At 39.3% G+C, this 12,882-nt stretch carries 12 protein-coding genes; 10 read left to right on the top strand and 2 right to left on the bottom strand.

Going from position 1 to position 12,882, the window contains the following annotated elements; genetic code table 11:
- Nucleotides 1-4 precede the first annotated feature (4 nt).
- From DW738_RS02625 to DW738_RS02615, 3 genes are all read left to right on the top strand, one after another.
- A complete protein-coding gene (locus DW738_RS02625) occupies nt 5-979 on the top strand; it encodes a nucleoid-associated protein (protein WP_023023264.1) in 975 nt (324 codons plus the stop codon).
- Nucleotides 979-1,581, top strand: coding sequence for a lysozyme family protein (locus DW738_RS02620; protein ID WP_042507458.1), 603 nt, complete (start codon nt 979-981; stop codon nt 1,579-1,581). The genes DW738_RS02625 and DW738_RS02620 overlap by 1 nt, the downstream gene beginning before the upstream one ends.
- 346 nt (nt 1,582-1,927) lie before the next feature.
- Nucleotides 1,928-2,941 (top strand): DUF1002 domain-containing protein, encoded by a 1,014-nt coding sequence (locus tag DW738_RS02615; RefSeq protein WP_123160242.1) that lies wholly within the window; start codon nt 1,928-1,930, stop codon nt 2,939-2,941.
- A gap of 188 nt (nt 2,942-3,129) precedes the next feature.
- Here the strand turns inward: DW738_RS02615 and DW738_RS02610 are convergent, their stop codons facing one another.
- Both DW738_RS02610 and guaA read right to left on the bottom strand, forming a co-directional pair.
- Nucleotides 3,130-3,435, bottom strand: a complete 306-nt coding sequence (locus DW738_RS02610) for a hypothetical protein (RefSeq protein WP_023026818.1) — start codon at nt 3,433-3,435, stop codon at nt 3,130-3,132.
- 182 nt (nt 3,436-3,617) lie between these two features.
- A complete protein-coding gene (guaA, locus tag DW738_RS02605; RefSeq protein WP_023023244.1) occupies nt 3,618-5,183 on the bottom strand; it encodes a glutamine-hydrolyzing GMP synthase in 1,566 nt (521 codons plus the stop codon).
- Nucleotides 5,184-5,321: 138 nt separating this feature from the next.
- Between guaA and DW738_RS02600 the strand changes: the two genes are divergently transcribed.
- From DW738_RS02600 to DW738_RS02570, 7 genes are all read left to right on the top strand, one after another.
- Nucleotides 5,322-6,020: a GntR family transcriptional regulator gene (locus DW738_RS02600; RefSeq protein WP_023023243.1), complete on the top strand. Its 699-nt coding sequence runs from the start codon at nt 5,322-5,324 to the stop codon at nt 6,018-6,020.
- 158 nt (nt 6,021-6,178) lie between these two features.
- Nucleotides 6,179-6,511, top strand: a complete 333-nt coding sequence (locus tag DW738_RS02595; RefSeq protein WP_003001435.1) for a putative DNA-binding protein — start codon at nt 6,179-6,181, stop codon at nt 6,509-6,511.
- A gap of 2 nt (nt 6,512-6,513) precedes the next feature.
- Nucleotides 6,514-6,729, top strand: coding sequence for a hypothetical protein (locus DW738_RS10375; protein ID WP_023023241.1), 216 nt, complete (start codon nt 6,514-6,516; stop codon nt 6,727-6,729).
- A 17-nt stretch (nt 6,730-6,746) separates the two neighbouring features.
- Nucleotides 6,747-8,318 carry a signal recognition particle protein gene (gene ffh / locus DW738_RS02585; protein WP_009731038.1) on the top strand — a complete coding sequence of 524 codons (1,572 nt, stop codon included), beginning with the start codon at nt 6,747-6,749 and terminating at the stop codon, nt 8,316-8,318.
- Between the two features lie 64 nt (nt 8,319-8,382).
- A complete protein-coding gene (locus DW738_RS02580; RefSeq protein WP_123160241.1) occupies nt 8,383-9,150 on the top strand; it encodes an alpha/beta hydrolase in 768 nt (255 codons plus the stop codon).
- 105 nt (nt 9,151-9,255) lie between these two features.
- On the top strand, nt 9,256-10,239 hold the full coding sequence (locus tag DW738_RS02575) for an acetylxylan esterase (RefSeq protein WP_123160240.1): 984 nt from the start codon (nt 9,256-9,258) through the stop codon (nt 10,237-10,239).
- A gap of 417 nt (nt 10,240-10,656) precedes the next feature.
- Entirely contained in the window at nt 10,657-12,465 is a 1,809-nt protein-coding gene (locus DW738_RS02570) for a DNA/RNA non-specific endonuclease (RefSeq protein ID WP_123160239.1), read from the top strand.
- Nucleotides 12,466-12,882: the final 417 nt, after the last annotated feature.

Genomic DNA, 12,882 nt, shown 5'->3' with positions numbered 1-12,882 from the left:
TTTTATGGACATTTATGTAAAAAAAGCCATCATTCATCAATTTAGCCCAGATGATACCGATCTCTACCTGGCGGACAAATTCCTCAATATCACACCTAAAATTGAGGAATATTTGCGCAAAAAGATTGAACGGGTATACTCCGATGAGGCCAAGACCGGTATTTTTGAAGAGGACAACCCTTTTCTTGAGATGATTTCGGATGATCTGCTAGAAACTTCAGTAGTAGTTGCGAACCGCTGGAAGGAAGAATTTGTTATCTCTGAGAATCAAAAAACCAATGATTTGGTGTTTATTCAATTCTCAAAAGAAGGGGTGGACCACTTTGCCTTCCTCCGAATTGCATTGCGGGAAACCTTGACACACTTAGGTGGCGAAGTGGACAATCCAATCAAACTGACACAAAACAATCTGCCTGGTTTTGGTACTGGTGCCGACGAAGCCTTGGTTATTAATCTTCAAAGCCGTAAGTACCACTTGATTGAAAAACGGATCAAGTACAACGGAACGTTCTTGAACTATTTCTCTGAGAATCTCCTCCAGGCACAACCAAAGATTTCACCTAAAAAATCAATCAAAGAAATAGAAAAAACGGCCCAACGGATTGCTGAGAATTTCCAACAAGACGATTTTCAGTTCCAATCCAAGGTCAAATCAGCTATTTTCAACCAACTGGAAGAAGAGAATGAGCTATCTCCAGAGAAGTTAGCTAATGATTTATTTGATAACAATTTAACAGCTCGACTCAGTTTTGTCGATCAAGTAAAAGAGTCCATTCCAGATCCTGTTCGCTTTGATGAAATAGATGCCAGTCGCCAATTAAAAAAATTTGAGAACCAAAAACTCTCCCTTTCAAACGGGATTGAGCTTTTAGTTCCTAACCATGTTTACGAAGATGCTGAATCGGTAGAGTTTATCCAAAATGAGAATGGGACCTACTCGATCCTCATCAAGAATATAGAGGACATTCAGAATAAATAATGATGAAACGAATAATAAAAATTTTCTTTTGCCTCTTGCTCGTCTTTTTCATATACAAGGGCTATCAGATACACCGGGATGTCAAGCAGGTCATGACTTATCGCACCTTAGTGCGTGAAGTACTGGCTGAGGAAGACACTGGTACCAATGAAGATCTGATCCTTGCCATGATTTATACCGAGACCAAGGGGAAGGAAGATGATGTCATGCAGGCCAGTGAAAGTGCAACAGGCCAGACAAATTCTATCACCAATAACAAAGAAAGTATTCGCCAGGGGATTCAAACGCTCTCTGAGAATCTGCGAATAGCAAAAGAGAAGGGGGTTGATCCCTGGACCGCTGTCCAAGCTTATAATTTCGGACAGGATTACATTGAATATGTAGCTAAAAATGGCGGAAAAAATACGCTAGAATTAGCCCGTCAATATTCAAAAAAAGTGGTTGCACCGAGTCTTGGAAATGTCACAGGTAAGACCTATCTTTATCTCCATCCTATCTCATTTTTACACGGCTCAGAGCTCTACGTTAATGGGGGGAATTATTATTATTCACGTCTCGTTGAAATGAATCAGTTCATCATGAAATTATTTTCTTGGTTTTAATATAAACAGCACTTTAAGAGGCTGGGACAAAAGTCCTAGCCTCTTAATTGTCTTTGGATTATCGAGCAAGATGCAGTGGTTGAGTGGGCTCTACTACGCTGATTTCATCAGCTTTTACAGCCCTACTCAACTGTGCGGAGGTGGGACGACGAAATCGAATTCTAACGAATGACCGATTTATGTCCCACTCTCTTTTTATAGATCAAACTGTCATCTGTTTTTAAAGAAGCTGTAAGCCAGTCTTAAGATAAAAAGGGTAAACTAAAAAGGAGGCAAAGAGATAAAATCTGCTTCCTTTTTATTGTCCGATAGCGTATTAATATCCTAGAAGGAGTTAAGAAAAAGTATGAAACCAGTCAGGAAATTTATTGGAATCTTTATCGCTAGCTGGTTTGCACTTCTTGCAAGCTCTTCGACGGCATTTGCCAACTCAAGCATTCAGAAAGTTATTGATCAAAAATACAAGCAACCTGACTATGTCATCGGATCATCATTGAATGAATTCGAAGTCGAGCAAACCCTCAGTCTCTTGATGTATAACGAGGAACAAGAGAAGGAATGGAAAACCATGAACCCTTCTGCTTATACAAGTTTTAGGATCGATGAGAATGGAGATCATTCTTCCTCCGTTAAACTACAGAAACAAGCCAAAAAAGCACCAGTTAGCGTGCACATTGTCACTCCTCAAAATATAACAGAAGTAACCGCAGATATGAACCGAAATGCTCTAACCACTCTTGGTATAGAACGTGCAGATGTCACGATTGCGTCTCCAACAGAAGCTTCAGGTTTAAGCGCACTTGCAGCAGTCGCATACTCCCTTGAGCAAAATGGTAGCACGATTTCTGATGAAAATAAAACACTCGCTCAAGAAGAATTATCCCTGCTTGCAACGATCTATAAAGAGAGTGCCCGTAAAAAAGCCTTCCATGAAGATAAACTCAATGTAGCTGTCATCGATCTTAAAATCGCAGCGCTAACAGAAAGCAATCAAGACAAAAAGCTCGAGAAAAAAGATTTTCAAAAGCTGGTTACAAAGATTCTAAAAAACTACCAACTAGAGGACGCTATAACGAATAAACAAGCCAAACAATTAGTTGAATTTGCTAGCAAGCTTTCGAATAGTCAGCTAAGCTCTGATAAAAAACTAGTCAAGTCACTCAAAGCTCTAAAACAGGATATTATTGAGAAGGCAGGAGATAGCTTTAACACGATTGAAACTAAACTTGATACGGAGACACTATTGAAAGATACCAACAATATTCCTCTATATCCTATGATTGGACTGGGAGTTCTGGTACTCCTAGGAATCGGGTTAATTGTTTATCATGTTCATCGTCATCAAATCAAGAAGAAATAAAGATTACAAAAAAGAGGCTGGGACAAAAGTCCTAGCCTCTCAATTGTCTTTGGATTATCGAGCAAGACGCAGTGGTTGAGTGGGCTCTACTAAGCTGATTTCATCAGCTTTTACAGCCCTACTCAACTGTGCGGAGGTGGGACGACGAAATCGAATTCTAACGAATTACCGATTTCTATCCCACTCTCTTAATCTGTTACTTCGATTGAGAGATAAGGAATACCTAAGATTTTTCCGAAAATACCTAGAAGTGTTTTCATAGCTGATGCTTTAATAACAGCAGTTTGACCAGCTTTTACGATCACTTCCTTAGAACGTGTGAAGGCTCCTCTTTGATCTACGTAGACCTTAACCATATCAAGCCCTTCAGGAAGCGGTAGTGTAACGGTTTCGTCTTTGCTTAAGTTGGCAACACATTCTCCATTGATATAAACATTTACCTTCATTAATACACCTACAAGGCCAGTTTGACGCGAAACTGTAATTTCAGACATTTGATTCTCCTAACTTTATGAATTCCTTACTCAAAAGGAATAGTTTTAAACTATCATAACATAAGCGCTAGATTCATACAAGAGGTTTTTTCATTTGGGGCATTTTGATTATAAATGTTGTCTTACTTATATAAAAAAAACGCTGAAATCAATGATTTCAAGCGTTATGTTGTCAAGTCATTCTATTCCCACTCAACAGTTGCAGGTGGTTTACTTGTAATATCATAGACGATGCGGTTAACGTGGTCAACTTCGTTTACGATACGAACGGAGATTTTTTGGAGAACTTCCCAAGGAATCTTAGCGAAGTCAGCTGTCATACCATCGATAGAAGTGATAGCACGGATAGCAATGGTGTAGTCGTAAGTACGACCGTCGCCCATAACACCTACTGAACGAACGCCAGTGTTAACAGTGAAGTATTGCCAGATGTCGCGGTCAAGACCAGCTTTAGCGATTTCTTCACGAAGGATAGCATCTGATTCACGGACTGTTTCAAGTTTTTCTTCAGTAATTTCACCCATGACACGGATCGCAAGTCCTGGGCCTGGGAATGGTTGGCGCCATACGATGTGGTCTGGCATGCCAAGTTCTGTTCCGAGGGCACGAACTTCATCCTTATAAAGAGTGTTGAGCGGCTCGATGAGTTCAAACTGCATATCTTCTGGAAGACCACCCACGTTGTGGTGAGACTTGATAGTTTGAGCAGTATCCGTACCTGACTCGATGACGTCTGTATAGAGTGTTCCTTGTGCTAAGAATTTCACATCTTTCAGCTTGCTTGCTTCATCATCAAAGACATAGACAAACTCGTTACCGATAATCTTCCGTTTTTGTTCAGGATCAGATACACCTGCCAACTTGTCCAAGAAACGTTTGGCAGCGTCTGCTTTGACAATGTTCAAACCAAACTTACCACCAAGCATATCCATGACTTGGTCAGCTTCCCCTTTACGAAGAAGACCATGGTCTACAAAGATACAGATCAATTGATCACCGATAGCTTTTTGGAGAAGAACCCCTACAACTGAAGAGTCAACACCACCAGAAAGACCAAGGAGGACACGTTTGTCTCCAACTTTTTCGCGGATTTGTTTGATTTGCATCTCGATGAAGTTATCCATCGACCAGTCACCTTTAGCACCACAGATATTCAAGGCAAAGTTACGCAAGATATCATATCCATGAACAGAGTGACGAACCTCAGGGTGGAATTGGATACCGTAGATTTTCTTGTCTGGGTTTTCAATCGAAGCATACGGACAGTCAGCAGAAGTACCAGTACGGACAAAGTCAGCAGGAATTTCTGTAACAGCATCTCCGTGGCTCATTAAGACCAACTGTTTATCAGGTGTTCCCTCAAAGAGGGCAGAAGATTCAGCTAAGTTTAGCTCAGATTGACCATATTCACGGTTACCAGCATCACCTGCAGGTACAACCTTCCCACCAAGTTTGTGAGTCAAGAGCTGCATGCCATAGCAGATTCCTAAAATTGGAATTCCAAGTTCAAAAATTTCAGGATCAATGTCAAAAGATCCCTCTTCATACACTGAGTTTGGTCCGCCTGAAAGAACGATCCCAACTGGATTGATTTCACGCACTTCAGCTGCCGTAATTTTGTGGCTCTTCAATTCTGAAAAGACACCAATCTCACGAATACGACGTGAAATAAGCTGATTGTACTGGCTACCGTAGTCAAGCACGATAATTTTTTCAACATCATGCAAATCAGTTGATAGGTTTGTCATCTTTTCCCCTTCTTCTAGAAAATTCTTTTCCTCTATTCTAACACAAAAGGCCCTTCATTACCAATCAAGACTGACTAGGATTGAAGATTTGATAAATTTGCGCTACAATAGGTTATAACACACAGAAAGAGTAGCAATATGATTCCAGCTTACATACAAATCCACGATCAAATTAAAGCCGAAATTGACCAGAAAATCTGGAAAATTGGACAACGCTTACCAAGCGAACGAGACCTGGCAGAAAAGTTCCAGGTGAGTCGGATGACCCTCCGTCAAGCCATCACTCTCTTGGTAGAAGAAGGAGTACTGGAGCGTCGTGTAGGCAGTGGGACCTTTGTCGCTAGCACGCGCGTCCAGGAAAAGATGCGGGGGACAACCAGTTTTACTGAAATCATGAAGGCCCAAGGAAAGATTCCTTCGACACAGGTTATATCATACAAACGCACCATTCCAAGCCTTCAAGAAGTAGATAAGCTTGGTATCGACAAGACTGAAACAATCGTACGTATGGAACGGGTTCGTTATGCGGATGGTGTACCAGTCGTTTATGAAGTTACCTCCATCCCAGAGAAATTTATCAAGAACTTTAAAAAAGAGGAAGTGACCAGCCATTTCTTCCAAACCTTAGAAAAACACGGCTATCGCATCGGGAAATCTCAACAAACCATTTACGCTCGCTTGGCCAAAGAAAAAATTGCTGAATATCTGGAAATTCCTAAAGGACAGGCCATACTTGGTTTGACTCAGATTTCTTATTTTGATAATGGTGTCGCTTTTGAGTATGTAAAAAGTCAATATGTCGGCGAGCGGTTTGAATTTTATCTAGAAAATAATTAGATTTACATAATTTATATTACGTAAGATAAAAAAGAGTCTTTCGCTAGGAAACAGCGTTTTGTTTTAAACCATTTGGAATCTGCCCACCTTGTTTCTTGTGAGGCAAAATAGGTAAGTCCCGCTAGTCTTTGGCGGGCTTTTTTGATATAATGAAAGGTATGGAAATTGAGAAAACCAACCGAATGAATGCGCTCTTTGAGTTTTACGCAGCGCTCTTGACAGACAAGCAAATGAATTATATCGAGCTCTATTATGCAGATGACTACAGCTTGGCTGAGATTGCGGAAGAGTTCGGTGTCAGTCGTCAAGCTGTTTATGATAATATCAAACGGACGGAGAAGATTCTAGAAGATTACGAGATGAAGTTGCACATGTACTCGGACTACATTGTACGTAGCCAGATTTTTGATCAGATTTTAGAACGCTATCCGGAAGATACTTTTCTACAAGAGCAGGTTGAAATTTTATCAAGCATTGACAATCGGGAGTGATTATGGGCAGTCTCGTCATTTATCAAGGAATACCTTGCAAACTATTAGTCGCAGAGGAAGTATTTCCTGCTCGACTACAGATTATCTCGCCCAATGATATCTCCAAAGCTATGCAAATAGGTTTTAGCTGTTGGGGATATCCAAATGAAATCATGAAAGAAGTCACACCCGAAGAACTAGAGTGTTTGCAACATTTCGGACGATTTCCACTGAATTGAATAAATAGGAGAAAAATATGGCATTTGAAAGTTTAACCGAACGTTTACAGAACGTCTTTAAAAATCTTCGTAAGAAAGGGAAAATCTCTGAAGCGGATGTCCAAGAGGCAACCAAAGAAATTCGTCTAGCCCTCTTAGAGGCCGACGTTGCCCTTCCTGTTGTAAAAGACTTTATCAAACGCGTCCGCGAACGGGCCGTAGGGCATGAGGTCATTGAAACCCTGAACCCTGCCCAACAAATCGTGAAGATTGTCGATGAAGAATTGACAGCCATTTTGGGTTCTGAGACAGCAGACATTATCAAATCTCCAAAGATCCCAACCATTATCATGATGGTCGGTCTTCAAGGGGCTGGTAAAACAACCTTTGCTGGGAAATTGGCTAACAAATTGGTCAAGGAAGAAAATGCACGTCCTTTGATGATTGCGGCCGATATCTATCGTCCAGCTGCCATTGACCAGTTGAAGACTCTTGGTCAACAGATCAATGTCCCTGTATTCTCATTGGGAACAGAAGTCCCTGCAGTAGAAATCGTACGTCAAGGTTTAGAGCAAGCAAGAGCTAACCACAATGACTATGTCTTGATCGATACGGCTGGTCGTCTGCAAATCGATGAGAAACTCATGGGCGAATTGCGCGATGTCAAAGCCCTTGCTGAGCCAAATGAAATCCTCTTGGTTGTAGATGCCATGATCGGTCAAGAAGCGGCCAATGTAGCGCGTGAGTTTAACGAACAACTCGAAGTGACCGGGGTGATTTTGACCAAGATTGATGGGGATACCCGTGGTGGTGCAGCCCTTTCTGTCCGTCAGATTACTGGTAAGCCAATCAAATTCACTGGTACTGGTGAAAAAATCACGGATATCGAAACCTTCCACCCAGACCGCATGTCCGGTCGGATCCTCGGTATGGGGGATATGCTGACGCTGATCGAGAAGGCTTCTCAAGAATACGATGAGAAACGCTCGCTTGAACTCGCTGAGAAGATGCGGGAAAATACCTTCGATTTCAATGATTTCATCGATCAGTTAGACCAAGTTCAAAACATGGGTCCAATGGAAGATCTGCTCAAGATGCTTCCAGGTATGGCCAACAATCCAGCCATGAAGAACCTCAAGGTCGACGAACGAGAAATTGCTCGTAAACGCGCGATTGTATCATCTATGACCCCAGCTGAACGCGAAAATCCAGATCTTTTGAACCCTAGCCGTCGCCGTCGGATTGCTGCTGGTTCAGGGAACAGCTTTGTCGAGGTCAACAAATTCATCAAAGACTTTAACCAAGCCAAACAGATGATGCAAGGCGTCCTCTCTGGCGATATGAACAAGATGATGAAACAAATGGGGCTGAATCCAAATAACATGCCGAAGAACATGCCTGGTGGAATGCCTGATATGTCTGCCCTCGAAGGGATGATGGGTCAAGGTGGGATGCCTGACTTATCAGCTCTTGGCGGAGGCGCTGGAATGCCTGACATGAGCCAAATGTTCGGTGGTGGTCTCAAAGGAAAAGCCGGCGAATTCATGATGAAACGGGCTATGAACAAGATGGCCAAACAAATGCGCAAGAATAAGAAAAAACGGAAATAATCGTTTCTAATAAGAGCCTGGGACATTGTTCCGGGTTCTTTTAGAAAAAAGTACTAGAGAAAACATGTTAAAAAAACTATTTCAACAACTCATTTGTTTCTTTGTAAGATTGTTCTCTTCGCATAGCAAGCCCTTTTATTTTCCAAAAGGGTCGAAGAAACCACCAATCAATCCGATCATCTTTGTACCTGGAAGTTCAGCTAGTATCCAGCGTTTCAATGGAACCATCCGCATGCTCCATCGTTTTTCTAGAAAAAAACAGAGTCTCTTAAAAATTAAAGTCAATAAAGATGATTCTATAGAGATGGAAGGAAGACTGAATACAAAAGAGCCGAATCCAATGATTGTGATTGGCTTTGAGAACAATCGAGATGGCTACAGCAATATCAAGCAGCAAATCGAATCCCTTAAGATAGCATTAACCTATCTTCTTGATCACTATTATTTTACAGAGTTCAAAGCAGTCGGGCACTCCAATGGGGGACTGGTTTTGACTGGTTTATTGGAAAGTGGCTTTTTAGAAAAGAAAAAGCTGACCGTAAGTAAGCTGGTTATTATTGGTAGTCCATACCAATTCAATCAAGAAATGTATGACGATTTTCAGACACGGAAGCATCGCTTAGAAAAAGAAGTAGAGGTCCTTAATTTTGTCGGTAGCTTTGCTGGGAAATCAGACGGTATCGTCCCTCTTTCTAGTGCACAAGCAGCACGATCTATTTTTGAGAAACAAGCCTATGCAGAAGTCAATTTAAAAGGACGCAAGGCTCATCATTCAGCTTTACCCACTAATCCAGATCTAGTGAAACAATTAAGTCTATTTTTGAATCTATAAGTAAATTACATAATTTCGGTTATGTAATTTTTATTTGTCTCTTGCAATCCTTAAGTAAATATGGTACATTTTTGGTAGCGATTACATATACCTAAGGAGGGTTTTATGAAAGATCCTGAATTACTAGAATTAATGAAAGATTACAGGGGACGGGATGAAGTGCCCGCAGACTTTGATACCTTTTGGGATCAAGCCCTAGCAAAGATTATTGAACTGCCTAAATACAAGCTTGAAGAACGAGATTTCAGCATTCCAAGTGTTGTTTGTTATGAATTAACCTTTAAAGGGACACGAGATGGTCTTGTTTATGCGCGAGTTGTTTTCCCAAAAACAGATCAAAAGATTCCAGTTATTTTCCATTTTCATGGTTATATGGGCCGTTGTTGGGATTGGACAGACATGCTGGCTTTTACAGTAGCTGGCTATGGAGTTGTGTCTATGGACGTAAGAGGTCAATCAGGTTATTCAACAGACGGAGATCGATCACCACTTGGAAATACTGTAAAAGGACAGATTATCCGCGGAGCTGTGGAAGGTCCAGATGAGCTATTTTATAAGGATGTCTACTTAGATCTTTACCAGTTAATAGAAATTGTAGCTAGCTTTCCTCAAGTTGACAACAGCAAACTCGCCAGCTATGGAGCCTCTCAAGGTGGTGCCTTGGCCCTGGTAGCTGCCGGATTGAATCCCCGAATCCAACAAACGGTAGCCATTTATCCATTCTTATCGGATTTCAGACGTGTATTAGAGATTGGAAACACCAGTGAAGCCTATGACGAGCTTTTCCGTTATTTCAAATTCCATGATCCATTCCATGAAACGGAAGACCAAATCATGGAGACATTAGCCTATATTGATGTGAAAAATTTTGCCCATCGCATTAAAGGACAGGTTCACATGATTACAGGATTAGATGATGATGTCTGTTATCCTGTGACACAGTTTGCCATATATAATCGATTAGAAGGTCCAAAAGAGCATTTAATCATGCCAGAATATGCCCATGAAGCTATGAATGTTCAAGTTAATGATCGTGTATACAATTGGCTCTGTGGTAGCAAGATTTCCTTTCGATATGTAGAAAAATAAGATACAGAAGAAAAACAATCAGTAGATCCGTGAGATTTGCTGATTGTTTTGTTAAAAAAGGTATACAGTATAGAAAGAAAAAAACTAAAACAGTCCTATAAAAACTAAAAGTTTATGTACAATTGACTTAACTAGAGCTAAACCCTTGATACTACTGAATTAGAAGCATAAAGTACATTATTTAAAAAGTGTACTTTATTTTTATTTTGTACATTATTTTAGGGGTGAATAATGTACATTTTGAGTTGTGATTTATGGTGGTTAGGTAGTAGGTTCAATTGTACATTTTGGTGGTTATGGAGTGGGTAAGGTAAGTTGGAATAATGTACATTTTAGTTCTATATTTATCTACTTAAATCATGTAAAAGCCGTGTTATAATTTAGGAAAGGAAAATTATACTTTTAGGAGGACAACATATGAGCAGCCATGATAAATACACAGTAGAGTTAAAACCTTCAGAATTAGATATTGAACAAGCTTACTTTGACTACCCACAATTGAAGAATTTGCTAGAAAATTCTTTATATGATGATGGTGGATTCTACATTCTGAATAACAATAAGATGTTTGATGATGATAAATGGCCTAGTATTTGTCAGCATAAAATTATTTTGGACGAAAAACAAAATATTGAAATTAAAACAATAAAGGTATTGTTGTCTAAACGGTTTAATAAAAACAAAGATAATTCTAAATCTTCCGAGACTCATAAGGGAAAAAAAGGGAAGTATTTAGACTGGAGCACTAAACCTGATAATGTCTATGGCAAAAAACAAATAGACATTGATTGTTCAGTGTATTCCAGTGAGGATATTTTTAATCGAGGACATTTAATAGCAGATTCAATTATTGATTATTGTGACGAATTTGATTACTATAAACGAGAAGACTTCGTTATGATCACTAATTGGTGTAATCGAGCTAATACTAATCAAAAAACTAAAAAAGCTTGTGGTATGTTCTATTTTGAGAATGTTATACTTAATACATTACAAAAAGGAATTGATGTTGAATATAGAGTTACGCCTATCTTTAAAAAGAATTCAGAAGAAGGGGCGGAGCAAGAATTTGAATACCTTCCTAGAGGTGTTATTTTAGAAGCTAAAACGCCAAATAAAGAATCGTTTGAAGTAGAAGATGATGATATTATCATGAATGAATTTAATGTCTTTATCCCAAATGCTCAAAATGGTTTAGACATCAATTATAAAACAGGTTCAATAAAAGCCACTTCATCTTTAACTGAAGCAAACGCAAGCCCTGCCGACCCCATTAAAAAATTACCTGAACATATTATAAAGGATGCATTATCAACTATTGCAACATATCCTAAAGTAGAAGAACAAGCTAATCTATCAAGAATAGCAGCTGCTACAAGCGTGTTGAAAAATAAAGAAATTGCACAACTTTCAATGAAAATAGATAGTGTGATAGAACAATCAGGTTTGACACGGTTTTCAGAACAGAATAAGGAACTATTCAATAGTTTAAATAAAACGTCACAAATCATTAGCACGTTAACCCAAAGTATTGCCACTGACTCCCTCTTAGAATTAAGAAGACAGCTTTCAAATTTATCTGAAGTAGTAAAAGATGCTCTTACTCCATACACAGAAGAAGAGAGAAAGAGGATAATCGCTAAAGTAGAAAGTTTTGCTGATAAAGGCTGGGTTATCTTCTTCCAAGACAGAGCAGTCGTTAATCAGCTTTTGTTAGACGATACTGAAGAAATTGAGGTAGAGTGGTTAGATAATCTTAAAGAGATTATTGCAGATACATCTAACATAGAGTATTTGGCGAAATCACAATGTTTTTCTTATCATCTAATCCAGTCAATGGCAATGAGTTATTCAGAACAAAACTACTACGCAGCCTACACCCTTGCTTCATTAGCTATTGATGGTGCACTTAATAGATTAGCAGAGCCATTATCTAGTGATGCAGATAAAAGGACAGCAGTTGGACACAGGGCAATAAGAAAAATTGATGAGCAAATAAGTCCAGGAGAAAAAACAGTTTTTGACTACGGCCTTTTGCATTGGTGTTATAACTTTTTTGCAGATACTCAACGATTTACTATTAACTATCCAAATAGACACATGATTGGACATGGACGTTGGGATGACGAGATTTCAGAAGAAGAGTTTTTAAAACTATTTAATGTGTTACTTTATCTTGAGGAGAATTTTGATTATTGGGCAGGAATTATTGATGAAAATTGCTAACTTTTAGCAAATACCATTTTGAAGAGCTGACCTCAGTTTAACGAGACTGTAAAAGCACTACACATGAGTTTATGCTATAATTGATGAATCAAAAAAGATAGACGGAGTAACTTTATGAGCACATAAGACAATACAAGTCTAGATGCAGAATTCAAAGAGACTGATAACCTAGTCACCTTAAATGACTTATACGAAGCTAAAGGTTTCAAAATCAAAGAATTGGGTGAAGCGATAGGTGTGAGTCATCAAACTATTCGAAGATGGAATAAAGACATTGAGTATGTCTCCTTCAAGAATGTGGTAAGTTTAGCTAAAGTACTTGACATAAGTGTTGATGAACTAGCTGATCTGCTTTTGATGGATAAATCAATTTTCTATCGATAAGCAAAAGATATTAAAAAGTTTCAAAGTCTTGAG

The organism is Streptococcus sp. AM28-20 (assembly GCF_003603595.1).
Taxonomy (GTDB): domain Bacteria; phylum Bacillota; class Bacilli; order Lactobacillales; family Streptococcaceae; genus Streptococcus; species Streptococcus ilei.
Note: the sequence above shows the minus strand (reverse complement) of the source record. Positions and strands in the feature narration are given on the sequence as shown.